The organism is Amycolatopsis suaedae, assembly GCF_004214935.1.
GTDB lineage: Bacteria > Actinomycetota > Actinomycetes > Mycobacteriales > Pseudonocardiaceae > Amycolatopsis > Amycolatopsis suaedae.
In genome coordinates this window covers 128,792-154,866 of record NZ_SFCC01000015.1, presented here as the reverse complement: position 1 = coordinate 154,866, position 26,075 = coordinate 128,792, and the positions used below count along the sequence as shown (strand labels likewise).

The window sequence follows — 26,075 nt, the reverse complement described above, 5'->3', positions numbered from 1 at the left end:
CGGGACGGGCGACAACGCGCGGTGCGCCCCGCGCACGGCACCGTTGCCGCCACCGCTCCCCGCCCCGGATGGGTGCGCCGAGCGCAACCCGGGTTGCCACCCGGCGCGCCGCCGACGAGGGTGGCTGGATGACGAGCGAAGGTCTGTCGAGTGTGCAGCGGGCGATCAGCGTGCTGGACGCGCTCGGCGACGAGTCACTGGAACGCACCGGCGTCGTCCAGATCGCCCGGCATCTGGGCAGGGAGAAGACGCAGATCTCCCGCACGCTCAAGGTGCTCGACGAGGCCGGCCTGGTCGAGCGCGACCCGGACACCCTGGAGTACCGGCTGGGGTGGCGACTGTTCACCCTCGCCGCGCGGGCCAGCGACCGCAGGCTGCTGGCCGCCGCGCCCGGTGCGTTGCGTGAGCTGGTGGCGACCGTCCACGAACGCGCGCACTTGAGCGTGCGCAACGCCGACGAGGCGCTGACGGTGACCTCGGAGAACCCGCGTCGCGCGGTGCAGACCGGCGGCTGGATCGGCCGGACGACGCCGCTGCTGTGCACGTCGGCGGGCCGCGCGTTGCTGTTCGACACCCCGGACGACGAGGTCGTCGAGCTGTTCGAGAGCACCCGGCACGCCGAGGCGGGCCCGAAGGCACCCCGCACCGCGCGCGAGTGCCTCGACCGGCTGCGGCGGGCCCGCAAACTCGGTTACGCGCTCGCCGACGAGGAGCTGGAGGCGGGCCTGGTCGGCGCCGCCGCGCCGGTGCGTGACTTCAGCGGAGCCATCGTGGGGGCGGTCAACGTCTCCGCGCCGCGGTACCGCACCGGCCGCAGGCTGCCGGCGATCGGCCGCGCGGTGATGGTGGCGGCGCAGCAGCTCACCGAGCGGTTGCGCGGAAAGTCGACCGGTTGACAGGATGCGCCGATGACCAGGAACGACCGCAATTCCGTCCTGCTGGACGACGTGTCCAAGCAGATCATCGAACAGCTGCAGCAGGACGGCCGTCGCTCGTACGCGGCGATCGGCAAGGCCGTCGGGCTGTCCGAGGCCGCCATCCGGCAGCGGGTACAGCGGCTGGTCGACGCGGGCGTGATGCAGATCGTCGCGGTCACCGATCCCATGCAGGTCGGGCTGTTCCGGCAGGCGATGATCGGGATCAAGGCCAGCGGCGACCTGGAGAAGGTGGCCGACCGGCTGGCCGAGCTGGACGAGGTCGCCTACGCCGTCATCTGCGCCGGGTCGTTCGACGTGATCTGCGAGGTCGTCACCGAGGACGACGACCACCTGCTCGAGGTGCTGTCCAAGCGGATCCGGGCCGTCGAGGGCGTCGAGACCACCGAGACGCTGATCTACCTCAAGCTGGTCAAGCAGTCCTACCAGTGGGGCACCCGCTAGCCCGAGGCCGGTTGCCGCGGACACGTGGGCGGATAGCCCGCTGTCCGGATGAAGGCCGAGTTTCTGTCGTCTCATGTGATGAAGGTGGCCTTCACGAACTCCCGCCCCGGCGTCGCGGCCTCACCAGTCACACCCGACCCAGCAGACCCAGCCGCCACCACGAAAGAGATCCAGCAACCTCCCCCAATGGGGGCACACAGCACCCGGATTTTTGCCGGGCCCTGACGTCAGATGCCGCGACGGTGGCCTTCCCGCGCTGGGCACCAACGGACCCACTCATGCGTGTTCCGCAACCAAGAGGCTGTGATCTCTACGGAATCCATTGCCAAACGGGCCTATGTCTGCGATAAACGTAGGTATGAGCGCTGAGCATCTGTGGCTGCACTTCAGTCAGCACGCCGGGTTCGCCGACGCCCCGCCGCCGGTCATCGTGCGGGGCGAGGGCGCCTACATCTACGACGACACCGGCAAGCGCTACCTCGACGGGCTGGCCGGGCTGTTCACCGTCCAGGCCGGCCACGGCCGGTCCGAGCTGGCCGAGGCCGCCGCGCGGCAGGCATCCGAGCTGGCCTACTTCCCGCTGTGGTCCCACGTCCACCCACGCGCGGCGGAGCTGGCCGAGCGGCTGGTCGCGCAGACCCCCGGCGAGCTGAACCGGGTCTTCTTCACCACCGGCGGCGGCGACGCGGTCGAGACGGCGTGGAAGCTCGCCAAGCAGTACTTCAAGCTGACCGGGAAACCCCGCAAGCACAAGGTGATCAGCCGCTACTCGGCCTACCACGGCACCCCGCACGGGGCGTTGTCGATCACCGGCATCCCGGCGGCGAAGGAGGACTTCGAACCGCTCGTGCCCGGCGCCTTCCGCGTGCCGAACACCAACTTCTACCGCGCCCCCGAGCACGCCGACGACCACCACGCGTTCGGCCAGTGGGCGGCCGAACGCATCGCGCAGGCCATCGAGTTCGAGGGCCCGGAAACCGTCGCCGCCGTGTTCCTCGAACCGGTGCAGAACACCGGCGGCTGCTTCCTGCCGCCACCCGGTTACTTCGAGCGGGTCCGGGAGATCTGCGACGCCTACGACGTCCTGCTCGTCTCCGACGAGGTGATCTGCGGGTTCGGCAGGCTGGGCCACGCCTTCGGCGCGCTGCGGTACGGCTACCAGCCCGACATCATCACCTGCGCCAAGGGCCTGACCTCCGGCTACGCCCCGATCGGCGCGATGATCGCGCACGAGCGGCTGATGGAGCCGTTCACCCGCGGCGGCACGAGTTTCCTGCACGGCTACACGTTCGGCGGCCACCCGGTGTCCTGCGCGGTGGCCCTGGCCAACCTGGACCTGCTGGAGCGCGAAGGCATCTACCAGCACGTGCTGGACAACGAGAAGTCGTTCCACACCACGCTGTCGGCGCTGGAGGAACTGCCGATCGTCGGAGACGTGCGGGGCGCCGGGTTCTTCTACGGCATCGAGCTGGTCAAGGACAAGGCGACCAGGCAGACGTTCGACGCGGCCGAGTCACAGCGGGTGCTCAGCGGGTTCGTCTCCGGCGAGCTGTTCCGGTCCGGGCTGTACTGCCGGGCCGACGACCGGGCCGAACCCGTCGTGCAGCTGGCGCCGCCGCTGATCTGCGAGCAGCAGCACTTCGACGAGATGACGCAGATCCTGCACGACGTTCTCGACCGGGCCTGGGCCCTGCTCTGACGGGTAGGCTCCGGGGCGTGGAACTCCTGGTGGACAAGACCCCGTTGCCCGAAGGTATCGACGAGCGGCTGAGCAGGCAGCTCACGTTCCTGATCGAGGTGGACCGGCTCAAGGCGGTGCTGCGGCAGTCACCACTGGCCGCGGCGGAGCGCAGGGAGAACGACGCCGAGCACTCCTGGCACCTGGCGATGATGGTCGTGCTGCTGGCCGAGCACTCCGACGAACCGATCGACGTCGGGCACACGGTCGAGCTGGTTCTGGTGCACGATCTGGTCGAGATCTACGCGGGCGACACCCCGCTGTACGACACCGGGGCCGGTCACGACCAGGACGCGCGTGAACGGGCCGCCGCCGACGCGTTGTTCGGGCTGCTGCCCGTCGATCAGGCGGAGCGGGTGCGGGCGCTGTGGGACGAGTTCGAGGAGCGGCGCACGCCCGAGGCGAAGTTCGCCAAGGCGATGGACAGGCTGCAGCCGCTGCTGCTCAACTGGATGGCCCGCGGCGGCACGTGGAAGACGCCCGGCGTCACCACCGGCGACATCCGCGAGCGCAAGGCGGTGATCGGCGACGCGTCGGCTGGCCTGTGGCAGGCCGGGCAGCGGCTCATCGACGAGGGCGCCGCGCGGGGCTGGTCGCGGCCGGACGCCGGCGGTTAGGAGACCGGCGCCGGTTCCCGCTCGAAGTAGGGCGCCCACGCGTGACTCAGTTCGGCCGCGTGGAACACGTAGCCGACCTGGATCGCCCGGTTGATCACCGCGGGCAGGTTGCGCCGCTCGGTGCTCAGCCAGGTCAGCGCCGCCTCGACGTCGTCCATCGGCGGCACCTCGCCGGGCACGTCGGCCAGGTCGGGCACCACCTGGTCCTGGCCGGACAGCACGCTCAGCGCCCTGCCGCTGCCGTCGAGGTAGAAGCCCAGCGTGCGCGACGTCGCGGCCGACTCCGTGCTCGCCGAGGTGGCCTCGTCGACCGTGGACCGGAGGTGGTCACGCACCAGCTCGTGGACGCGGTACCGCCCGGCCACCACCGGCAGCAGCAGCCCGGCGTCCCGGATCCGCCGCAGCTCCCTGCCGGCGACGTCGACGGGCAGCTCGGCGAGCGTCGCGGCGAGGTAGCGGTCGAAGTGCACGACCGGCGCGTACGCCAGCACGGTGAGCAGCCTGCGCTGCCTCGGCGTCAGCCGGACGGCGGCGCTGTCCAGTGCTCGCGCCAGGTCCCGGCCGCCGGCACGCAGTTCGGACAGCAGCCAGCCCGGCGTGCACAACCGGCGCAGCAGGTCGGCCGGCTGGTCGCCGAGCCGGTCCGCGGCGAACCGCAGCGCCAGCGGCAACCGGCCGCACCCGGCCGCGATCTCGCGGGCGAGGTTCGGCTCGACCGGCCGCCGCGCCAGGCCGGTGAACATCTCGGTCGCCTGCGCCGCCGACAGCACCCCCAGTGAGCTCCGGGTGTCGGCGGCGAGCCCGACCAGGCGATACCGGCTGGTGACGATCACGACGCAACCGGCCGAGCGCGGCAGCAGCGGATCGATCTGGGCGGCGTCCAGCGCGTCGTCGAGAACGAGCACCATGCGCAGGTTCGTGGTCCGGTCCCGCCACAACGCGACCCGTTCCTCCAGGCTCTGCGGAACCGGAGCCCCGAGGTCGGCCAGCAGCCGGCCCAGCGCCTCCGCCGGCCCGGCGTGCCCGCCCAGGTCGACGTACAGCCGCGCGTCCGGGCACCGTTCGCTCAGCAGGCCGGCCGCCCGCACCGCGAGCGCGGTCTTGCCGATGCCGGCCATCCCCTCGACGACGTGCACCGCCGGGGGCGCGGTGAGCAGCCGCGCCAGCGTGTCGGCGCGGCCGGTGAACACCGGCGGCTCGGCGGGCAGCGTGCACACCCCGGCGATCGTGGGCCGGGTCACGACGGCCGCCCGCCGCGGAGCGGACTCGGCGAGCACCGGGTCGCCGCGGAGGATCGCCGTGTGCAGGCCACGCAGATCGGCGCCGGGTTCGATGCCGAGTTCCTCGACGAGCCCGGCACGCGTCCGCTGGAACACCGCGAGTGCCTCCGCCTGCCGCCCGCACCGGTAGAGACCGGTCATCAACAGCACTGCCAGCCGCTCCCGCAGCGGATGCCTGGACAGCAGGGCGCTCAGCTCGGCGACGACGTCGGCATGCCTGCCCAGCCGCAGATCCAGCCCGATGCGTCGTTCCCGCACCGCCAGCCCGCGTTCGACCAGGTAGCGCCTGCGGGCAGCGGCGAACGGGCCCGGAATGCCCGCCAGCGGCTCGCCCGACCAGCTCTCCAGCGCCCGGGTCAGCAACCCGGCTGCCTCGACGAGGTCACCGCGTGCCTCGGCGGTACCGGCGGCACGGACCGTCCGCTCGAACCCGGCGACGTCCACGCGGTCCTCGTCCAGCCGCAGCAGGTAACCCTCCCGGCGGCTCAGGATCGGCGTCTCGCCGTCTGTCTCCAGTGTGCGGCGCAGCCGGTAGATGTAGGGCGCGACGACCTTCCTGCCGGTACTCGGCGGCTCGTCGCCCCAGACCGCCTGCAGGATCTCACCGGCGGTGACCAGCCGGTTCGGGTTGAACACCAGCGTGGACAGCACCGCCTGCTGGCGAACCGGCCCCAGGTCCAACTCGGACTCACCGCTCCACGCGCGCAGTGCCCCCAGCACCGAGAAACGAAACGAACACACCCGGCGACGCTAACCAGCGCCACTCACCGTCCGGTCATATCGCGGTCACGTGCCTTAGGCTGGCCACCTGGGCGCCACGCACAAAGGAGCACGATGGGTACTGGATTCGAGTTCCGGATCCTCGGCCCGCTCGAAGTGCTGGCCGACGGCGTGCCGGTGGAGATCGCGGCCAGGCAACGGGTGCTGCTGGCCAGCCTGCTGCTGGACGCCAACCGCACGCTCAGCATGGACGCCCTGATCACGCGCCTGTGGGACGACGCCGCGCCGCCGGGCGCCCGCAACACCGTGCAGAACCTCGTGCTGCGGTTACGCAAGGCACTCGGCCCGGACAACCCCGTCCGCACCCGTCCCGAGGGCTACCTGATCGAGGTCGGCGACGACGAACTGGACCTGCGGCGGTTCACCGATGCGGTGGACGGCGCCAAGGAAGCGCTGGCGGCGGGCGACACCGACGGTGCCGCGGCCGGTCTGCGTGCGGCACTGGCGCTGTGGCGCGGTGATCCGCTCACCGACGTCCCTTCCGAACAGCTGCACCGCGACCAGGTGCCCGCGCTGACCGAGCTGCGGCTGGCGGCTCTCGAACTGCGCATCGACACCGACCTCGAACTCGGCAGGCATGCCGACGTCCTGCCGGAACTGCGGGAGTTGACCGCCACGCATCCCCTGCGGGAACGGTTCTGGGCCCAGCGTGTCCTCGCCCTGTACCGCGCCGGACGGCAGGCCGACGCGCTGGCCGCCTACCGGGAGGTCAGCCGCCTGCTCGCTGACGGGCTCGGCATCGACCCCGGCGCGGAACTGCGTGAGCTGCACCAGCGGATCCTCGCCGCCGATCCGGGCCTCACCACCCGGGCCGAACCGGTCGACCGCCGCCACGGGAACCTGCCCAGCGAGCTGACGACGTTCGTCGGCAGGCAACGCGAGCTGGCGAGGGCGCGCCAGCTGCTGGACGACGGCAGGCTGGTCACGCTCACCGGCCCGGGTGGTGTCGGCAAGACGACGCTCGCGCTGCGCGTCGCCCGGCAACTCGCCGGCACGACACCCGACGGCGTCCGCCTCGTCGACTTGTCCACTGTGGACGAGCCAGGGCCGCTGACCCGCACGGTCGCCGAGGCACTCGGCACCTGCGACCGGTCCGGCGACGTCGACCTGCTCATCGAGCACCTGACCGGCAGGCGGCTGCTGCTGGTGCTGGACAACTGCGAGCACGTGCTGCCCCCCGTCACCGCGCTGGTGCTGCGCCTGCTGCGGGCCACACCCGGACTGCGGGTGCTCGCCACCAGCAGGCAGCGGCTGGGCCTGCCGGGCGAACAGGTCCTGCGGGTGCCGCCGCTGCCCGAGGACGAGGCCGTCCGGCTGCTCTCGCTGCGGGGCGCCGCCGCGACCGGGGACTTCCAGCTGACCGAACGGTCCAGGGACACCGCGGCGCGGCTGTGCCAGGCACTCGACGGCATCCCGCTGGCCATCGAGCTGGCGGCCGTCCAGCTGACCGCGTTGTCGCTGGACGACATCCTCGGCAGGCTGGACGACCGCTTCCACCTGCTGACCGGGTACGACCTGCCGGCGGGGCCGAGCCACCACCGCACCCTGCGGCACGTCGTCGACTGGAGCCACGAGCTGTGCTCGCCCTCCGAGCAGCTGTTGTGGGCGCGGCTGTCGGTGCTGGCCGGCTTCGACCTGGCCGCGGCCGAACGGATCTGCGCCGACGCCGAACTGCCCGCGGGCGCGGTCACCGCACACCTGGTCAACCTGGTGAACAAGTCGATCGTCGTCGCCGACACCCGTGACGGCCCTGCCCGTTACCGCATGCTGGAGACGATCCGCGAGTACGGCACGCAGCGGCTCGCCGAGCAGGGCCGCGCCGCCGAGTTCCGGCGCAGGCACCGCGAGTACTTCCACCGGATGGCCGCGACGGCGGTCTCGGAGAACCTGGGCAGCTCGCGGGAGGTCGAGTGGCAGGCCCGGCTCGAGCGTGAGCTGCCGAATCTGCGGCTGGCGATGGAGATCGGCGAGGACGAGCCACCGGCGCAGGCGCTGGCCGCGCTGGAGATCGCCACCAACATCACGCGTTGCTGTTTCTACAGCGGCAACATGAACGAGGGCAGGCACTGGCTGGCACACGCGCTGGCCTGCGGCCCGGTGCTGCCGCCGCGGCCGCGGGCCGAGGCGCTGGCGCTGCAGGCGTACCTGGCGACGATGCAGGGGGACCAGGACGAGGCCGAGGCCCTGCTGGCGCAGGCAACCGAGCTGGCCGGAGCGGAGGCCGGGGCGACCCTGCTGTTCGGACAGGGCGTCTACGCGTTGTGCGCGCACGCCGACCCGGCCTCGCTCGGCCTGCTGACCCGGGCGCGGGAAGGGTTCACCGCGAACGACGCCCCCGGCGACGCCCACATGGCCCTGATCTTCGAGACGATCGCCGCGGTGTTCCTCGGCGACCGGGATACGGCCGAACGGGCCACCGCCGTGTGCCTGGCCGAGGCCGAGGCGCGTCAGGCCGCGTGGGCGCGGTCCTGGGGCCGCTGGTGTGTCGGGCTGTCGCACATCTGGCACGGCAACCCGGCCGACGCGGAACCGTTGCTGCGCAAGGGCTTGGTCGAGCAGCGCGACATCGGCGACCGCTGGGGGCCCGCGTGGGGCCTTTCGGCACTGGCCTGGGCGGCCGCCGCGACCGGCCGGCCCGAACGGGCCGCCCGGCTGCTCGGCGCGGCCCAGCGGCTGCGGGAGCGCGCCGGGGTCCGGTTGATCGGCCTGTTCCGCGAAGCGCACGTCACCACCGAGCGGCAACTGTCCGGCGCACTGGGCCGGGACGCCTACCTGGCCGCGTTCCGCGAGGGCCTGGACGCCGAGGACGGCATCTCCCTGGCCCTGTAGCCCGAAAGTCCCCCAATGCCACATTGGGGGACTTCACCCGGCGGCGCGAACGGCCCGTTCGCCCAGGGCTCGCAGGTGCTCCACGAGTTCGGGCGGCTCGTGCACCTCGAACTCGCAACCGAGGCCGAGCAGCCGGAACGCCAGCCAGTCCAGGGTGTCGGTCTGCCCGTCGAGGCGGCAGGAGCCCTCGTCGACCGGCTCCAGTTCACCGGCGAAATCGCCAAGCCTGCCCCGTACCTCCCCGATCGGTGCGTGCAGCGTCGCCACCGCGCGGTAGGTCGGCGCCGACGAGTAGAGCGTGCTCTCGACGTACTCCGTGGGTGGCGCGGGCAGCTCTCGCGGCGGCATCCGGCCGCCGGTGGCCAGCGGGTCGGTGATCCGGTCCACCCGGAAGATCCGCCAGTCGTCCCGTTCGCGGTCGAAGGCGACCAGATACCAGCGACGCCCCATCGCCACCAGGTGGTGCGGCTCGGCCAGCCGCCTGCTCGGCGCACCGGCGAAGCCGCGATAGCCGAACCGGACCGTCTCGCGGTTGCCGATCGCGCCGGCCAGGGTGGTCAGCACGGCTGGGTCCACCGCCGGGCCGGCCGACGGCGTCGCCGACGTCGCCCGGCTCAACGTCGTCACCCGGTACCGCAGCCGCGAGGGCAGGACCTGCTCGAGTTTGGCCAGTGCCCGGACCGAGGCCTCGTCGATCCCGGCGACCGCCTGCCCCGCCGCCGCCCGGAGCCCGACGGCCACCGCGACCGCCTCCTCGTCGTCGAGCAGCAGTGGTGGCATCGCCGCACCGGCGACCAGCCGGTAACCGCCCTCGGCTCCCATCGTCGCCTCGACCGGGTAACCGAGCCCGCGCAACCGGTCGACGTCCCTGCGCACGGTCCGCCTGCTGACCTCCAGCCGCCGGGCCAGCTCCGCGCCGGACCACTCCCTCGGCGTCTGCAGCAGCGACAGCAGGGTCAGCAGGCGTGCCGGAGTGTCGGTGCTCATGCCGGAAAGAATGCCAGCCAAGTAGGTCATGATCTGTCCTACTGGGTCCGTACGGTCGCCTCGACATCGAATCGAGGAGGACCCATGAGCCAGCACCCCACCGCCGTTCCCGCCGGCTACAACACCGTCTCGCCGTGGATCATCAACGCCGACACCGCGGGCGTGCTCGACTTCATGACCACGGTCTTCGGCGCCGAGGAACTGGGCAGGATGGTCGGCGAGGACGGCACGATCGGACACGCCGAGGCCCGCATCGGCGAGTCGGTCGTGCTGCTGTTCGACTCCCGGCCGGACTGGCCGGCCACGCCGGCCTTCCTGCGGATCTACGTCGAGGACGGGGACGCCGTGCTGGACCGCGCCACCGCGGCGGGTGCCACGGTGGTCACCGAGCTGACCGAGCTGTTCTGGGGCGACCGGGTCGGCCGCGTCCGCGACCCGTTCGGCAACCTCTGGTGGATCCAGCAGCGGGTCGCCGACCTGACGCCGGAACAGATCGAGCAGCGGATGACCGAGCCGCGGTTCGTCGAGGCGATGGCGTACGTCACGAGTTCGGAACTGGTATTGAACTGACCGTTCCAATATGGTGAGGGTCATGCCCCGCCCGAGGAAGTTCGACGAGGAGAGCGCGGTGGCGGCCGCCATGGCCGCCTTCCGCGCCACCGGCTACGAGTCCACGAGCACCGAGGACCTGTGCACGGCGACGGGGCTCGGGCGCAGCAGTATCTACAACACCTTCGCCAGCAAGCACGACCTGTTCACGCGCTCACTCGCGCACTACATCGACACGGTCACCACGCGCCAGATCGCCATGCTGGAGAGCGAGGCCCCGGCGAGGGAGAAGGTCTGGGCCCTGCTCGACGAGGTGGTCGCCGACGAGACCGGCGACCGCCTCGGCTGCCTGGTCGTCAACACGAGCATCGAGCTGGCACCGCGCGACCCGGTCGTGGCCGAACTGCTGCGCAAGGACTACGAACGGCGCATCGGCGCCATGACCCAGCTGTTCCGCCGGGCGCAGCGGGACGGCGAGATCGCGCCGGACCGTGACCCCGAGGCGCTGGCCCACTTCCTGTCGGCGTCGATCAGCGGCATTCGCGTCGCGGCGCGGACCGGTGCGGGCCGGGGCGCTCTGAAGGACATCGCCGCCACCGCACTGGCAGCCCTCTGACCTGCTGAGACGTCAACGTGGACGTCATGCTGCGCAAGTTTTGGACTGAACGATACAAAAGGAGCCACGCATGCCACTCGCCGTCTACCTGCTGGGACTGGCGATCTTCGTCCAGGGCACCTCGGAGTTCATGCTGTCCGGCCTGCTCCCGGACATCGCCGCCGACCTGGGCGTCACCATCCCGGAGGCGGGTCTGCTGACGTCGGCGTTCGCGCTGGGCATGGTGATCGGCGGGCCGCCGCTGGCGGTGGCCACGCTACGGTGGTCCCGGCGCAGGGCCCTGGTCTGGTTCCTCGCGGTGTTCGCGGCCGTGCACGTCGTCGGCGCGCTGACCACCAGCTACGAGCTGCTGCTGGTCACCCGCGTGGTCAGCGCCGTGGCCAACGCCGGGTTCTGGGCGGTCGCCGCCGCGACGGCCATCGGCATGGTGGCGCCGGACGCGAAGGCCAGGGCCATGTCGGTCGTCGTCGGCGGAATCACCGTCGCCTGCGTGGCCGGTGTGCCCGGCGGCGCGGTGCTCGGCCAGCTGTGGGGCTGGCGCTCGGCGTTCTGGGCCGTCGCCGTGCTCTCCGTGCTGACCCTCGCCTTCCTCGTGCGGGTGCCCGCGGGCAGGGGGCAGGCCGCCACCGGGCTACGGGGCGAACTGCGCGTACTGGCCAACCGGCGCCTGTGGGTCGCCTTCGCGACGATCGCACTGGCCGAGGCCGCGATGTTCGGCGTGTTCACCTACCTGGCACCGCTGGCCACCGGCACTGCCGGGTTGCCGGCGAGCTGGGTCCCCGGCCTGCTGGTGCTCTTCGGCGCGGGCTCGGTGCTGGGCATCACCGTCGGCGGGCGGATCGCCGACGCCCGGCCGTACCAGACCCTGTTCGCCGGCCTGACCGCGCTCACGCTGGCGTGCGCCGCGCTGGCCGTCCTCGCCGACAGCGGCCCCGCACTGATCGCGCTGGTGTTCCTGATCGGGCTGCTCGGGTTCGGGATCAACCCGGCGATGAGCTCGCGGGCGTTCTACCTCGGCGCCGCCGCACCGACCCTGGTCGGCGCGAGCGTCACCTCGGCGTTCAACGTCGGCAACATGCTCGGCCCATGGCTCGGCGGGGTCACGATCGGCGCCGGGCTCGGCTTCGGCTCGGTGGCCTGGATCGGCGCGGCGCTGGCCGCGGCGGCGATCGCCACGGTCGCGCTCGCGCTGACCCTGCGTGGCCGTCAGCCCGTGCCGGCCCAGGCGCGGGCATAGCGGTCGGTGGCCGCGACGATCTGCTCCCCCATGCCCGTCGAGCGCGAGGTGTGCCCGCCGGTTTCCACGATCACCAGCTCACCGTCGGGCCAGACCTTCGACATCTCCCACGCGGTACGCAGCGGGCCGCCCAGGTCGAACCGGCCGTGGACCATGACCCCGGGGATCCCGGCCAGCTTGCCGGCCTCGCGCTGGAGGACGCCGTCGTCGAGGAAGCCGTTGTTGGCGAAGTAGTGGGCGCAGATGCGGACGAGGCCGTACCGCAATTCGGGGTCGGTCCAGAACGGGCTCGGTTCGCCACCCTCCAGCGAGGTGACGGCCAGTTCCCAGTCCGCCCAGTCCTTCGCGGCCTTCTCCCGGACGGCCGGGTCGGGGTCGTTCAGCAGGCGGTTGTAGACCGGGACCAGGTTGCCGTCGCGCTCGTCCTCCGGCACGCCGTCGCGGAACCGTTCCCATTCCTGTGGGAAGATCGCGCCGACACCGTGGTAGAGCCAGTCGATCTCCGACGGGCGGGTGTTGGTGATCGCGGACAGGACGATCTCGCTGACCGACTCCGGGTGCGCCTCGGCGTAGGCGAACGTCAGCGTCGCGCCCCACGAGCCGCCGAACACCAGCCACCTGTCGATGCCGAGGTGGCGGCGCAGCAGTTCCATGTCGGCGATCAGGTGCCGCGTGGTGTTGGTGGACAGGTCGGTCGCCGGATCACTGGCCCGCGGGGTGCTGCGGCCGCAGTTGCGCTGGTCGAACAGCACCACCCGGTAGACGGCGGGGTCGAAGTACTGCCGCATGCCCGGGGTGCAGCCGGTACCCGGCCCGCCGTGGACGACCACCGCCGGCTTGCCGCCGGGATTGCCGACGACCTCCCAGTAGACGTGGTTGCCGTCCCCGACGTCCAGCATGCCCCGGTCGTGCGGTTCGGTGATCGGATAGAGCTCGGCCATGGCACTTCCTCCCAGTTGCAACAGTGCTGTTATATTAGCCCCATGACGGTCTACCCTGTCGGCCCGGGCCTGGGCACCCGGATGCGCCACCTGCTCGAGGTCATGGACGGTGACATCGCCAAGACCTATCCACACCTGGGGATAACCGACTACCGGCCGCGGTTCACCCCGGTGGTGCGGGCACTGGTCACGCTCGGCCCGAGTTCGATCAAGGACCTGGCGAAGGCCGTCGCGGTGACCCACTCGGCGGCCAGCCAGACCGTCGGCCAGATGGCCAAGTCCGGCCTGGTGACACTGGAGCCGGGTACCGACGCCCGGCAGCGCATCGTCCACCTCACCGACCGGGCACGTGACCTGCTGCCGCTGCTGGACCGCGAATGGGACGCGACCGAGGCGGCGCTGCGCGATCTGGAGGCCGAACTGCCGTTCTCCCTCACCGAGCTGGTGCGGGCGACATTGGACGCGCTGGAGCGCCGGCCGATGGCCGACCGGATCCTCGCCCAGCTACGCGCTCAGGAAACCTGAGCCACCAGCTCGGCCGCGGTGCAGAGGCAGCCGCCGTCGACGGTCGTGCAGTCGATGACCAGGGTGTGCCACACCGGCGTCAGATCGGTGCAGCCGTCGTCGGTGCACTCGGTCACGCCGTCCAGGTGAACCACCAAGGTGCCCGTGCAGTGCATATGGCCCTCTCTTCGTTCGGGCGTCGGCCGGGCTGGCTTTAGCCCGGCGCGAATCGTGCACCGTTCCTTGGTACCACCGCACACCGACAGCACAACCACCGGCGCCCCGCGTGTCGGCCGTCAGGCGCTCTTCGACTTCTTGGTGGCGGACTTGTCCTTGGCCGCGGCCGGCTTGCGGCTCTTCTTGGCGGCCGACACGCTGGCCTTCAGGGCACCCATCAGGTCGACGACCTCGGCGTTGTCCTCCGGCTGGGCGACGGTGGTCGTCTCCCTGCCCTTGACCTTGTCCTCGATCAGCGACTCCAGCGCCTCGCGGTAGCTGTCCTCGTACTTCTCCGGTTCGAACACCGGCTCGGACAGCGAGTCGATCAGCGTGCCCGCCATGGTCAGCTCCTGTGGCCTGACCTGCGGTTGTTCCTCCTCGAGGAACTTGAAGTCCGGCCTGCGTACCTCGTCCGGCCACAGGATGGTGGTCATCACCAGCACGTCGTTGAGAACCCGCAGGACCGCCATCGACTCCCGCTGCCGCAGCGCCACCTTGGCGACGGCGACCTGTCCCGACTTGTGCAGCGCGTCGCGCAGCAGGACGTACGGCGTGACCGCGGCCTTCTCCGGTTCGAGGTAGTAGGTCCGGTCGAAGTAGATCGGGTCGATCGACTCCAGCGGGACGAATTCCAGCACGTCGATGCTCTTCGACGTGGCCAGCGGCAGCGTCGCCATGTCCTCGTCGGTGAGCACGACCATCTCACCGTCGGACAGTTCGTACCCCTTCGCGATGTCGCTGTAGGGCACCTCTTCCCCGTCGATGGTGCAGAACCGCTTGTACTGGATCCGCCCACCGTCGGTGACGTGCACCTGCCGCAACGACACGTTCTTGTTCTCGGTGGCCGTGTACAGATGGATCGGAATGGTCACCAACCCGAACGACACGGCGCCCTTCCACATCGACCGCATCCGCTTTTCGACCTCCCACACCGGCGATTCCCCGACCGTACGCGCTGAAAGGTACCTCGGGAAATACCCCGACCAGGACAGATACACCGTTTCTTGATCCAGGACGGTCAGGGCCGGGGCACGGCGATGCCGCCGTAGCGGTCCCACCCCTGGGAGATGCGCGTGTGGTAGGTGCCGGCCTGGGCGGCGTCGACCACCCAGTTCCACTCGCCGCTCGCCGCCGGGTCCGGGTAGGACCGGATCCGCGCGGCCAGTTCCTTCGCCGCGTCCAGGCCGGACCAGATCGTCCGCCGCAGCTCGGCGGTCTGGTGCTCGGGACCGCGGACGTAGACGCGGTAGCCGTAGTAGGCCTTGGTGACCGCGTGGTGCAGCCGGGCGGTGAGCACCGTGCGCTCGAAGTAGGCCCGCAGCTGCCGGAAGTGCTCCGGCGCCAGCATGCGCTCGGCGGCGACGATGTCGGCCAGCGACTCCTCGGCCAGCCGGATGCCGTGTTCCTTCTCCGCGACGAGGTACCCGAGGTAGGTCAGGTCCATCTTGTTCCGCGGGGTAACCCAGCCGTTGTCCAGCACGTGCGGTGCCTCACGGCGCAGGACGCCGTCCGTCTTGCAGGAAACCGGCGCGATCGTGTCGACAATGTCCTTCCAGTAGTGAAACCGGCGATTCACACCGTGACCCACCGTCACTTCGGGTGGGTCGATCCATTTCCCGCTGACACTGCGGTGGTAACTGGAGCAGTACGGCTCGTAGTCCAGCTTGGAGTGGTTGGCGTTGTTGGTGCCCAGGCTGTACAGGACCGAGAGGACGATCTCGCGCGACCGCGACAGCGCCCTGCCGACCCTGGCGGCCGCGGGCCGTCCGTACTCCTTCGCGGCGAACTCCCGGTAGATCTGCCAGGTCTGCACGGACGGGTCGGCGTCCGCCCTGGCCAGGCCGTACAGGTTGATCTCGGTCGGCGTACCGACGATGCGTGACTCGCGGTACCGGTCGGTGCGCGCGACGTAGCCGATGACGTTGGGCAGTGTGCGGTAGTAGCGCATGCGGTCCACATGCGACTCCGGCATCGCGTTGGCGATCTTGCCCTGGCCGTTGTACTCGCCCGCGGTGTCGTACTCGATCAGCGTGGGCCTGCCGATCCTGGCGACGGTCGTGTCGTTGGGGTGGGTGAGGAAGAAGTCGTGCGGCACCTCCTTGGCCATCACCCTGACCTGGCGGTTGGTCACCAGGTCGATCGCGCCGATGGTGCGGGCCATCTCCGCCGGGTAGTAGCCGAACGTCCGCAGGTAGAGGTTGAGCCCGCGTTCCTCCACGACGACGTCGGCGACCTGGTCGACGAGGTAGGCGAGCTTCTGCTCGGCTGTGCGCAGCCTGGTCGAGTGCTGGTTCTCCACCCGGGCACCGGTCTCGATGAACGTGAGTGTCAGGCCGTCGATGTCCGGGACCAGGTCGAGCATCGTGCGGTAGTCCTGCCGGAACCACTCCCAGAACGCGGGGTTGTCCAGGTCGATCGTGCCGCCAGGCCCGGTGCGGAAGCGCTCGGGGTAGTAGGACAGGCCGTACAGCGAGTGATCCCAGACCACGACCTCGGCCACGCCCGAGCGATGCGCGAGGCCGGTGAGCCGGTTGACCTGGGCCCGCCGCGCCGGTTCCTTGACCTCTCGCAGGTCGTGGACGATGTCGTGACTGAGCTGCAGGTGGTTGATCCGGTGCTCGGCCGTCGCGGCGATGACCTCGCCGGCACCCGCCTCGCTGTCGGAGAGCAGGGTCCAGCCGCGGACCCGCGATCCCGGCCCGTCCGGCGCCGCGACGGCGGCCGTCGACGACGCCAGCAGCAGCAACCCGGCCAGAACCGCGAGTACACGCCTCATCATGGCGAGATATGATATATCAGACTCCTCGCTGAACGGTGGGCCGAACGGATGAACGCTGGCGCGTGGTGTAACGGCACGCGCACGGGCCGCGACCGCATCGGGTGGGAGGGCACACGATGGGGCGCGCGCGGTCGACCGAGGTCGAGTACGCCGAACTGCCGCCGGCACGACCTGCCCGCTGGTGCGTGCTGGCCGCGGCGTTCACGATCCTGACGTTCGCCCTGCTGGTCCTTCCCTACGTCGTGGCGTTTCCCGCGCGGGCACCCGCCGGCGCGATCACGCTCAGCGTGGTGTTCAGCGTCGCGGTCGTGGCCTGCGTGGTGCTCGCGTTGTACGGCGTCGGCCGGGCCCGGCTGGAACGCGCCGCGCTGAACGCGAACCGGCTCGACGTCGCCGAGTTCACCTACACCCACGAGGACATCGATGTCGGCGAGACGGCCGCCGAGCTGACCGCGCGGTTCAAGCGCAAGCTGACCGAGTCGAAGCTGTACACCCCGGCCGCGGTGCCCGGTGTCGCGGGCTCGTACGACTTCATCCGCATCGTCGAGGGCGCGGGCGAGGGCACGCAGGGCTGGTGGCAGGCGGCGACGCGGCTGGTCACGCTGGTCCGGCCGCCACCGGCGTTCCGGGTCGTCGGCACCATCCACCAGGGTCCGGGCCGGACGCACACGCTCGTCGTCGAGTTGTTCCGCCAGCCCGGCTTCGCGGCGAGCCCGGTCATCCTGACCGGGGACGACCTGCCGGACCTGCTCGGCCGCGCCGCCAACGCCATTGCCGCGCGGGTCATGCCACGCAGCAAGCACTGCCGCAGCGTGCAGTGGGCGGCCTGGCAGGACGCGCGGGTGCCCGACGAGCTGTTCGACGCCTACGAACGGGCCAACCAGCTCAGCGGCCAGCGCCGCTACGACGAGGCGCTGGCCGAGTACCACCGTGCCCTCGCCCACGATCCGTCCAATGTGTACATCCGGCTGGAGATCGGCAACCTCCAGGAACGGCTGGAGATGCACCTCGACGCGCTGGTCACCTACGACGACGTCGTGACGCTGTGCAGCAGGCACAATCCGAAGCTCGCGGCGTGGTGGAACACGCAGGCGTCCGGCGACGTGCCGCAGGGCGAGCTTGCGGCCGCCCTGCTGCTGGCCCGCTACCGGCACGCGCTGGTGCTGGCCCGTGGTGACTGGATCGCGCACGAGTGGTGGGAACCGGAGGAACTGGAGCACCAGGCGTGGAACGCCAGGGAGGCGCGCCGGGTCCGGCTGCGGGAGATCATCCGGCAGCGGTTCACCCGCTACTCCGGCATCGACGGCATTCCCGACCCCGGCGACCTGCTGAAACCACGCGACCGGCTGGACGCTGACAACGCCGTCCAGCTGCGGGCGTACCTGTGCCTGCTGGCGCAGTACGAGATGGAACGGCTCATCCACGACTACCAGCCGGCCCGCAAGATCCGCTGGCGTACCGCCAGGACGCTGGCCGAGTTGCTGTCCCCCGGCACGTTGCGGCTCGGCCTGCTGTCGGTGCTGCTGCGCAGGGCGATGGCCGAGTTCGAGATGCGGCAGAAGCTCGACCAGCCGTTGCGGCCGCTCAACGGGCCGCCGGGTACCGGACCGCTCTACGCCGCCGCGTCGTGGCCGCCGGACGCGGGCAAGCTCACCGCTGCCGTGCGAACTGGGATGGGCAGAACATCCGGATGGCACGAGCATTACAACGCCGCCTGTGTCTACGCCATCGCGTTGCTGCCCACCGGCCTGCGGGCGCGCACGCGCACCGGGTCGGCCGGGGTCCGGGACCCGGAGACGTTCGCCCGGCTGGCGGTCGAGGAGCTGGAGAAGGCCGCCGCGAACGCCCACAGTGGACGGCTGGGCCGGCGCCGCCCGTGGGTCATGGTCGAGGACCCGGACCTGTCCGCGTTGCGTGGGCACGCGCGGTGGCGTGACTTCGAGATGGTGACGTTCGCGCCGGAACGCCCCGCGCCGGTCCGTCCGCACCGGGTCCACATCTGGGAGCTGGTCTGCTACTGCACGGCGCTGGTCGCCGAGTCCGCGCGGCAGCACGAACGGTGCTGGCGGCTGCGTGACGCCGGCCCACCGGCGGGCTCGGGTCAGCTGGCGGACTGGCAGGCCGCGGAAACCGCCGCGTGGGAGGCGATCTCCGCGCTGGCGACCAGCCACCAGGACTGGCTCACCCGGTACGCCGCGCTCACCGCGCTGTGCGACACCGCCCGCGAACGGGGCGCGCCCGTGCCGGAAGTGCGGTTCCCGCCGTACAGCGAGCGCGAGCTGTTCACGCGATACGCCGCCCTCAGCGGTGACACGGCGGCCGCCGAGGAGTGGAAGAAGGATCCGGCGCCGCGGCGGGTTGACGAGGCGACCGCGGACTACATCTCCCGGTGTGACGAGCGGATGCGGCTACTCGCCGAGGCACTGCGCGACCGCGGGCTGCCCGACCAGCACGGCGAGGACTTCGCCCACGTCGCCCACCGCTGGGCCAGGCTCGCCGAGTGGTTCCGCGACACCCCGGGCGCGGCCCCGGTGAAGCGCCGCCGCGAGGCGTTCACGGCGACGCTGTCCGGCGCCTGATGCCGTGAAGGGCGCCTTGGTGCCAGGGAGTCCGGTGCCGGGCGCGAACGAGGGAGCTTTACTAGTGTCCCGAGTCGGGACCTTCCGGCCCCGGCGGTCGCGGCCTCACCAGTCACATTCGGCCCAGCAGCCTCCCCCGATGCCACATTCGGGGCACAGCGCCCGGACCTTGCCGGAGCCTGGCGTGTCTCATGCCGTGCTACGCGGGCTACGCGGGCTACGCGGGGACGGTCCACTTCTGGTTGGACGCGCCGGTGCAGTCCCAGATCTGGAGTCGCGCGCCGTTGGCGCTGTTGTTGCCGGTCACGTCGAGACATCGTCCGGACGCCGGATTGACCAGGTCACGGCCCGCCGTCGGGGTCCACTGCTGCGCACCGCCGCCGTGACATTCCCAGAGCTGCAGCTTCGCGCCGTTGACGGTCGACGCTCCCGTGACGTCCAGGCACAACCCCAGTGCCCGCAGTGTCCCGTCGCCGGCACGGGTCCACCGCTGCGCGGTCGTCCCGTTGCAGTCCCACAGCTGCACGGCTGTCCCGTTCGCGGCCTGTGCGCCCGCGACGTCCATGCACTTGCCCGCCAGCCCGGTGACGGTACCCACCGGGCCGAGTGAGCCCTGGGTACCGCTCCAGGTGAAGGTCGCCGACGTCCGAGCGGGCAGGTCGTAGGTGAACGACTGGTTGCCCCAGTTCACCCGGACGTTCTGCTGCGTGCCACTGGTGTTGTACGCGATCAGCGCCTTGGAGCCGTCCGGGTTGCGCCACGCGACGTTGCGCACGGCCGCGTTGTCGTTGCTACCGATACGCACGGCCCCGGGCTTCACGAACTTCGTCAGGTGGCCCATCGTGTAGTACTCGATGGTGTAATCGACCCTGCCGTGGTTCGGCCCTCCGTTGTGGACGGTTATCAGGCCCGTGCAGATACCGCAGCCTCCGTTGTGCGGCCCCTGGTTCTGGTCCACGGCCAGGCTCCACTTGACGTGGCTGCGGCCCCAGTTGCGGGTGTAGTCGATGGTGTTGTTCATGTCCTCCAGGTGCTGATCGGCGATCCAGTTGCCACCCGAGTGCTCGGTGTCGTAGGTGTTGAGCCCGGGGAACTCGTTGTGCGCCTGGGTCTGCGTGGCGACGTCGCCGCCGTAGCCGTGCCACGCGATGCCGCCGAACAGCGGATCGTCGCGGATCGCCGGGTCCTGCAGCTGCGGACGGGCCCAGGTGGCGTAGCCGTCCCAGTTCCAGTCGTTGATCAGGGTCTTGGTCGTGATACCGGCGGCGCGGAACGCCGGCCACAGCGCGTTCTTCGTGAAGTACATGAGGCCCTCGGTGTTCCAGTGCATCGACGGGTAACCCGCGCAGCAGGTCGGCTCGTTCTGTGGTGACACGTAGTCGATGCGCACACCCCGGGCCTGGTACTCCTGGATGTACTTCGCGAAGTACTGACCGTAGGCGCCGTAGTACTGGGCCTGCAGCCAGCCCTGGTGCATGTGGTTGTTGTCCTTCATCCACGCCGGCGCGCTCCACGGCGAGGCCATCACCTTCAGCGGCGGGTTGAGTTCCCTGGCCCGCTTGGTCAGCGGCAGCACGTCGGCGAGGTCGTGACCGATGTCGAAATCGTTGACGTCGCAGCATGTGTTGTCGAACGAGTAGTCGAACCGGGCGAGGTCGGACGCGCCCATCGGGTTACGCAGGAACGACAGGCCGATGCCGGTGTTCGGGTCGAACAGCTTGCGCATCGTGTCCTCGCGGGTCGCGGGCGAGAGCGCGCCGCTGGAGTTCATCAGCCATGCCGCGGTGTCGGTGAACGACGCGCCGCCGCCCTCGAACTGCTGGTAGGTGACGGTTTCGTCGACGGTGATGGTCTGGCCACCCGTGCCGGTCCCGGGAGTGAACCGGACCTGCGGCTGCGGCTGGAGGCCGCGGGTCACCACCCTGCCGCGGGAGTCGGAGGTGGTGGTGAGCCAGCTACTGACGACCTCGCCGGCTGCCTGCGCCGGCAGGGTGACCAGACCGCCCGCGGCCAGCACGGCCACGAGCACGATCGACAGGCGTCCACGAAATGGGGACACGGCGGTACCTCCTCGTCCGTCGTCGCACAGGAGGGTTCGCCGCCCGCCGGTCGTTGGCGAAACCATTTTGTTTTCAGCTAGAACAAATTAGCAGCAGGCTACGGGGGAGGCAATAGAGCTGACCGCACCCCCGAATCGGCGGCCGGCTGCGTGGTGCCTGCCGGGCGGCGTTCCTAGCGTCGGACCATGGTCAGAACCCGGATCGTCGCCGCCATCGCGCTCACCGCGTCCCTGCTCACCGCAGCCCCGGCCGTCGCCACCGGCAGACCGGTCCAACCGCACCTCGACGCGCTCACCGCTGCTGGAATCAGCGGTGTACTCACGGAAGTAGACATCGGCGGACATCGTTACGCCGCGCGCAGCGGGGTGGCGACACGCGGGTCGGACCGGCCGGTCCCCTACGGTTCGCACTTCCGCATCGCCAGCGTCACCAAGACGTTCGTCGCCGTCGTGGTCCTGCAACTGGTCGCGGAGGGCAGGCTGGCGCTGTCGGACACCGTGGAACAGCACCTGCCCGGCCTGGTCGCGGGCAACGGCAACGACGGGTCCCGGATCTCCGTGCGACAGCTGCTGCAACACACCAGCGGGCTGTACGACTACAGCCACGACCTGCCACTGAACACCGAGCGCGAGTTCATGGCACACCGCTTCGACAGCTACACCGACCACCAGCTGGTCACCATGGCGATGAAGCACCGGCCGGAGTTCGAACCGGGAACGAGCTGGAACTACTCCAACACCAACTACGTGCTCGCCGGCCTGCTCATTCAGAAGCTCACCGGCCACAGCTGGCAGCACGCCGTCTCCGAGCGCATCCTGCGGCCGCTGCGGATGCACGACACGTTCGACCCCGGGTACTGGCCGGGCCTGCCGCGGCCGCACGCCACCGGTTACACGGTGTTCCCCGGCGGCGAGCCGGTCGACACCACGCGGATGCTGCCGCGCTGGAGCAGCGCAGCGGGCAGCATGATCAGCACGACCGGCGACGTGCTGACGTTCTGGAAGGCGCTGCTGGGCGGCAGGCTGCTGCCGCAGGCACAGCTGACCGAGATGCGCACGACCGTGCTCGCGGTGACCTGGCAGGAAACCGATCCCGGCGCGGAGTACGGCCTCGGCATCGGCAGTGACCCGCTGCCCTGCGGCGGCAAACGCTGGGGGCACGGCGGCGACATCCACGGGTTCGCCACCGAGGCGGCGTTCGCCGAGGACGGCGGCAAGGGTGTCGTGCTGTCCCAATCGACGCAGATCATCGGCAACACCGAGGTACGCGAGAAGGCCAAGGCGGTGCTGGAACACGTGCTGTGCTGAAGGTAGGCCGCGTTTCACAAGTCACGTTCGCGGTCTTCGCGCCCAGGCGGCCCCTGGACGGCACGGGCGGATGCGCCCGAGTACGGCCCAGTACGAGTGCGATCCGTGTCCACCTGGATCACGAAGCCCATCGAACAGACTTATGAAACACGGCCTAGCCCCAGCCGGTCACCAGACGGGCCAGCGCACCGGCGTCGGCCGGGACGCGGTCACCGCGCCAGGCGATGTGCAGGTCCGGGCGCAGCAACAGCAGGCCGTCGCCGTAGACCTCGGTGGCGTCGGCCGTCGCCGGATCGCAGACCCGGAACGGTGCGCCGAGCCTGGCGAAGGCCAGCGCCAGCGGGCCGGCGTCGGCGGCCCGCCCCGCGCCCGTGCGCAGCAAGGTGAAACCCCGGCCGATCAGGTCCTGCAGCGGACGCCCGTCGTCGAGCCACGTGTGTGGCAGGCGCGCGCCCGGACAGGTGGTCGGCGTGTAGTCGAAGCTGTCCGGGTCCGGCCCCTCATCGTCCTCATTGGACACAATGGGCGAGCCGAGGTAGCGGTAGCCCAGCTCGATCCCGTACAGGTCGTTGCTCAGCCGCTGCTTGCGGTCCGCCGTCGCCGCGAGCGCGCGGCGGGCCGCGTGGCCAGCCGGGGTGTCCTCGGTGATCTCAGGCCGCCACAGCTTCCGCCAGGCCCGCCTGCCCGCCGACGCCTTGCGGGAGGCGGCGATGTTGCGCACCGCGATGGGCCTTCGCTCCGCCTCGTAGGAGTCGAGCAGCCCCGGTCCGCCCCAGCCGTGCAGCGTGGCGGCCAGCTTCCAGGCCAGGTCGACGGCATCGGCGTGCCCGGTGTTCATGCCCAGCCCGCCGGTCGGGATCACCAGGTGCGCCGCGTCGCCTGCGAGCAGCACCCTGCCGTCGCGGAACCGGTCGGCGACCATCAGCCGCTGCCGCCATCCGCCGGTGTACAACGTCCGGTAGGACACCGGGAATCCGACGATCCGCTCGAACAGCCGGGGCATCTCGGCGTCGGACTCGACGGTGGCGTGCAGCGAGAAGTGCCGGGTGTCGTCCTGCACGATCAGGAACGTCGAGGTGTCGTCCGCGATGTGGTAATGCCTGCCCCTGCCGATCGGGATGCGGTCGAACAGCTCCGCGCTGGCGAACAACGCCTGCCGCATGCGCAGCAGCGAGTCGCCACGCAGTTCGATCCCCAGCCGGGTACGGACCGTGCTGGCCGCGCCGTCGCAACCGACCAGGTAGGCCGACCGGACCGTGCGCGTGCCCTCCACCGAGCGGATCTCCGCCGTCACCCCGGCGTCGTCCTGAGCGAAGTCCACCAGGTCGTGTCCGAACAGGACGGTCACGCCCGGCGTGCGCTCGGCTGCCTCGCGCAGCAGCGGTTCCAGCGTGTACTGGGAGATCAGCTGGTACGGCTCGGCAGGAACGCTGCCGTCGCGCACCTGCCGGTAGCGCACCCGCAGCTGGTTGACCGAGGGATACGGATGGTGCACCAGTGGCGGTCTGGTGAGGTTCTCCAGGCAGATGAACACGTCCATCGGCACGTCGCCGTCGAGCCCGGCCGCCCGGATCCGGTCCGCCAGCCCGAGCCGCCGGAAGTTCTCCATGGTCCGGGCGTTGCACCGTTCCATCTTCGGCAGCATGCCGGGGGCGGGCCGCCGGTCGACCAGCAGCACGGAGACACCCTGCTGCCCCAGCTCGATCGCGAGCGTCAGCCCCACCGGCCCGCCGCCGGCGATCACCACCTGGACGTCAGGCGCGGACACCGAGATCGGTCAGCCTGGTAACGTTGCCGTGGTAGATCGCGGCACGCTCGTCGTCGGTGAGGTCGAGGTCGGTCAGGTTCCGGATGGTGGCGCGGATGAAACCTGGCCCCTTCTCCGGGTCGTACGGGCTGTCCGAGGCGAACAACACGCGGTCAGCGCCGAAGAACCGGATCGACGTCCGCAACGCGTCCTCGGCTCCGAAACACGCGGTGTCGGCGTAGAACATCTTGAAATAGTCCAGCGGCCGCTTGGTCAGCGGGTACCCTTCGACGTCGGCCTTCTCGCTTTCCGGCGTCCGCGCGCCGAGCTGGTCCCAGCCCGGCCCGACCCGGCCGGCGAAGTGCGGGACCATCGCCCCGCCGTGGTGGATCAGGAACTTCAGTTCGGGCCAGCGTTCCAGCACACCGGAGAACACCATGCGGGCCATGAACGCGGACAGGTCGTATTCCCAGCCGAAGGTCCACCAGATCTCGAACCGCGACCGGCTCTCCGACGGGTAGTCCGGCCACGCGGCCGTCCGGTTGGGATGGACCTGGATCAGCTTGCCGCTGGCCGCCAGCCGCTCCCAGAACGGGTCGAACCGCGGTTCGTCCAGCGGATGGCCGTCGACATGGCTGTAGATCTGCACGCCCAGCGCACCCAGCTCACCGAACGCGTAGTCCACTTCGTCCAGTGCGCGGTCGACGTCGTTCAGCGACACCGCGGCACAGAACCCGGCGAACCGGTCGGGATGGTCCCGCACCAGCCCGGCGAGGCTCTCGTTGCCGAGCCTGGCGAACTCCGCACAGCGGCCGGGCGGGCCGAAGTCCTCCAGCGGCGGGGCCGCGACGTTGATGATCTGCCGGTAGTCGCCGAACTCGTCCATCTGCCGGAACCGGACGTCGAGGTCGACGAGCGCGGGGATGTTCCTGGTGCGGTTCTGCAGGTTGCGCAGGGCGGGGGCGTCGTCGATGGCGAAGAACCGGTCGGCGTAGGCCCGCGGGAGAAGGTGGCAGAACGCGTCGATCTTCACGTGGATCAATCCATTCCGCGGCGTTCTTATATCGTGCTAACGTGTTCGTCTATTGTGAAATCTGACCGTATGCGCGCCGCCCCGAAGAGGTCAAGATGACGCACCCGACCAGTCGAACCCCAGGTGTCACGCCCGTGCGCAAGACGCCCGGTGCGAACAGTTCGCGGAAGGTCCTCCAGCTGCTGCTCGGCTTCTCCGAGCAACGGGTGGACGCCAGTGTCGCCGAGCTCGCGAAACTGGTCGGCACGCCGATCGCCACCACCTACCGCTACGTCGCGCTGCTCAAGGAACTGCAGCTGCTGGAGGAGGGCAGGGCCGGCCGCTACCACCTGACGTCGCAGGTGATGCCGCTGGCCAGGGCCGCGCAGCTGGCGAACAACCTCGCCCGGCTGGCCCGGCCGTCGATGGAGGAGGCGGCGCAGGAGCTGCGTGAGACGGTCATGCTGTTCCAGCACTTCGGCGACGCGGCCGTGTGCTCCGAGCGCGTCGAGTGCGACCGCGCCATGCGCTTCACCTTCCAACCGGGACACACGCTCCCGCTCGGCGTCGGCGCCAGCGGCAAGATGGTGCTGGCCACGATGCCCGAGGCCGAGCGCGGCCGTTACCTGCCCGACGTCGTCGCCCGGCGCGGCGAGGGCATCCGCGAGGAGCTGCGCAAGGCCTACGCCAACCGCTACGCCGTGAGCTGGGGCGAGCTGGACGAGGGCGTCTGGGCCTGCTCGGTGCCGGTGCCGCTGAACGGCCAGCGCACCACGGTGCTGAGCCTGGCCGGCCCGGCCGCGCGGATCACCGACGACGCGAAGCGGCGGGCGATCACCGCGCTGCAGGGGTACGCCCGGAAGATCCACAACGCCGTCGCATCGTTCTCGCTGTAGTTCTTGACGGGCCGGGTGG

At 70.6% G+C, this 26,075-nt stretch carries 21 protein-coding genes; 12 read left to right on the top strand and 9 right to left on the bottom strand.

Translation table 11 applies throughout. The features are described from left to right. The first annotated feature begins 128 nt into the window (after positions 1-128). From EWH70_RS27375 to EWH70_RS27360, 4 genes are all read left to right on the top strand, one after another. Complete coding sequence (locus tag EWH70_RS27375; protein ID WP_130478399.1) at positions 129-896, top strand: IclR family transcriptional regulator; 768 nt, start codon at positions 129-131, stop codon at positions 894-896. 12 nt (positions 897-908) lie between these two features. Next, complete coding sequence (locus tag EWH70_RS27370; RefSeq protein WP_130478398.1) at positions 909-1,379, top strand: Lrp/AsnC family transcriptional regulator; 471 nt, start codon at positions 909-911, stop codon at positions 1,377-1,379. A 358-nt stretch (positions 1,380-1,737) separates the two neighbouring features. Continuing rightward, the gene (locus tag EWH70_RS27365) at positions 1,738-3,078 is read left to right on the top strand and encodes an aspartate aminotransferase family protein (RefSeq protein ID WP_240687255.1); all 1,341 of its coding nucleotides are present in this window, start codon (positions 1,738-1,740) and stop codon (positions 3,076-3,078) included. A gap of 17 nt (positions 3,079-3,095) precedes the next feature. After that, complete coding sequence (locus tag EWH70_RS27360; protein ID WP_130478396.1) at positions 3,096-3,734, top strand: HD domain-containing protein; 639 nt, start codon at positions 3,096-3,098, stop codon at positions 3,732-3,734. On the opposite strand, the gene EWH70_RS27355 is transcribed toward EWH70_RS27360, so the two are convergent. Continuing rightward, positions 3,731-5,755: an AfsR/SARP family transcriptional regulator gene (locus EWH70_RS27355; RefSeq protein ID WP_130478395.1), complete on the bottom strand. Its 2,025-nt coding sequence runs from the start codon at positions 5,753-5,755 to the stop codon at positions 3,731-3,733. The genes EWH70_RS27360 and EWH70_RS27355 overlap by 4 nt on opposite strands. A gap of 93 nt (positions 5,756-5,848) precedes the next feature. Here EWH70_RS27355 and EWH70_RS27350 point away from each other — a divergent pair, with 93 nt between their 5' ends. Next, a complete protein-coding gene (locus tag EWH70_RS27350; RefSeq protein WP_130478394.1) occupies positions 5,849-8,623 on the top strand; it encodes an AfsR/SARP family transcriptional regulator in 2,775 nt (924 codons plus the stop codon). Between the two features lie 33 nt (positions 8,624-8,656). On the opposite strand, the gene EWH70_RS27345 is transcribed toward EWH70_RS27350, so the two are convergent. Further along, positions 8,657-9,610, bottom strand: coding sequence for a helix-turn-helix transcriptional regulator (locus EWH70_RS27345; RefSeq protein ID WP_130478393.1), 954 nt, complete (start codon positions 9,608-9,610; stop codon positions 8,657-8,659). An 84-nt stretch (positions 9,611-9,694) separates the two neighbouring features. On the opposite strand from EWH70_RS27345, the gene EWH70_RS27340 reads away from it, so the two are divergent. The 3 genes from EWH70_RS27340 to EWH70_RS27330 all read left to right on the top strand — a co-directional run bounded on the left by EWH70_RS27340 (position 9,695) and on the right by EWH70_RS27330 (position 12,012). Then, positions 9,695-10,180, top strand: a complete 486-nt coding sequence (locus EWH70_RS27340) for a VOC family protein (protein WP_130478392.1) — start codon at positions 9,695-9,697, stop codon at positions 10,178-10,180. Positions 10,181-10,202: 22 nt separating this feature from the next. After that, positions 10,203-10,775: a TetR/AcrR family transcriptional regulator gene (locus EWH70_RS27335; protein WP_130478391.1), complete on the top strand. Its 573-nt coding sequence runs from the start codon at positions 10,203-10,205 to the stop codon at positions 10,773-10,775. A gap of 70 nt (positions 10,776-10,845) precedes the next feature. Next, positions 10,846-12,012, top strand: coding sequence for a Cmx/CmrA family chloramphenicol efflux MFS transporter (locus EWH70_RS27330; RefSeq protein WP_130478390.1), 1,167 nt, complete (start codon positions 10,846-10,848; stop codon positions 12,010-12,012). Here EWH70_RS27330 and pip read toward each other — a convergent pair. Then, entirely contained in the window at positions 11,982-12,953 is a 972-nt protein-coding gene (gene pip, locus EWH70_RS27325; protein ID WP_130478389.1) for a prolyl aminopeptidase, read from the bottom strand. The genes EWH70_RS27330 and pip overlap by 31 nt on opposite strands. Before the next feature lie 42 nt (positions 12,954-12,995). Here pip and EWH70_RS27320 point away from each other — a divergent pair, with 42 nt between their 5' ends. Continuing rightward, positions 12,996-13,478 (top strand): MarR family winged helix-turn-helix transcriptional regulator, encoded by a 483-nt coding sequence (locus tag EWH70_RS27320; RefSeq protein ID WP_130478388.1) that lies wholly within the window; start codon positions 12,996-12,998, stop codon positions 13,476-13,478. On the opposite strand, the gene EWH70_RS36525 is transcribed toward EWH70_RS27320, so the two are convergent. From EWH70_RS36525 to EWH70_RS27310, 3 genes are all read right to left on the bottom strand, one after another. Beyond that, positions 13,466-13,594, bottom strand: a complete 129-nt coding sequence (locus tag EWH70_RS36525) for a hypothetical protein (RefSeq protein WP_276320582.1) — start codon at positions 13,592-13,594, stop codon at positions 13,466-13,468. The two genes, EWH70_RS27320 and EWH70_RS36525, sit on opposite strands and share 13 nt — an antisense overlap. 159 nt (positions 13,595-13,753) lie before the next feature. Beyond that, the gene (ku, locus tag EWH70_RS27315) at positions 13,754-14,587 is read right to left on the bottom strand and encodes a non-homologous end joining protein Ku (protein ID WP_130478485.1); all 834 of its coding nucleotides are present in this window, start codon (positions 14,585-14,587) and stop codon (positions 13,754-13,756) included. Between the two features lie 107 nt (positions 14,588-14,694). Continuing rightward, positions 14,695-16,455, bottom strand: coding sequence for a hypothetical protein (locus tag EWH70_RS27310; protein ID WP_205669281.1), 1,761 nt, complete (start codon positions 16,453-16,455; stop codon positions 14,695-14,697). Positions 16,456-16,571: 116 nt separating this feature from the next. Here EWH70_RS27310 and EWH70_RS27305 point away from each other — a divergent pair, with 116 nt between their 5' ends. Next, positions 16,572-19,034 (top strand): tetratricopeptide repeat protein, encoded by a 2,463-nt coding sequence (locus tag EWH70_RS27305; RefSeq protein ID WP_130478387.1) that lies wholly within the window; start codon positions 16,572-16,574, stop codon positions 19,032-19,034. A 217-nt stretch (positions 19,035-19,251) separates the two neighbouring features. Here the strand turns inward: EWH70_RS27305 and EWH70_RS27300 are convergent, their stop codons facing one another. Next, the gene (locus EWH70_RS27300; RefSeq protein WP_240687254.1) at positions 19,252-21,093 is read right to left on the bottom strand and encodes a ricin-type beta-trefoil lectin domain protein; all 1,842 of its coding nucleotides are present in this window, start codon (positions 21,091-21,093) and stop codon (positions 19,252-19,254) included. Positions 21,094-21,279: 186 nt separating this feature from the next. On the opposite strand from EWH70_RS27300, the gene EWH70_RS27295 reads away from it, so the two are divergent. After that, positions 21,280-22,401: a serine hydrolase domain-containing protein gene (locus tag EWH70_RS27295; RefSeq protein WP_130478385.1), complete on the top strand. Its 1,122-nt coding sequence runs from the start codon at positions 21,280-21,282 to the stop codon at positions 22,399-22,401. Positions 22,402-22,555: 154 nt separating this feature from the next. Here the strand turns inward: EWH70_RS27295 and EWH70_RS27290 are convergent, their stop codons facing one another. Both EWH70_RS27290 and EWH70_RS27285 read right to left on the bottom strand, forming a co-directional pair. Beyond that, on the bottom strand, positions 22,556-24,169 hold the full coding sequence (locus EWH70_RS27290; protein WP_130478384.1) for an FAD-dependent monooxygenase: 1,614 nt from the start codon (positions 24,167-24,169) through the stop codon (positions 22,556-22,558). Further along, positions 24,156-25,181, bottom strand: coding sequence for an amidohydrolase family protein (locus tag EWH70_RS27285; protein ID WP_205669280.1), 1,026 nt, complete (start codon positions 25,179-25,181; stop codon positions 24,156-24,158). Before EWH70_RS27285 ends, EWH70_RS27290 begins: the two co-directional genes overlap by 14 nt. 134 nt (positions 25,182-25,315) lie before the next feature. On the opposite strand from EWH70_RS27285, the gene EWH70_RS27280 reads away from it, so the two are divergent. Next, positions 25,316-26,056 (top strand): IclR family transcriptional regulator, encoded by a 741-nt coding sequence (locus EWH70_RS27280; protein WP_240687253.1) that lies wholly within the window; start codon positions 25,316-25,318, stop codon positions 26,054-26,056. Positions 26,057-26,075: the final 19 nt, after the last annotated feature.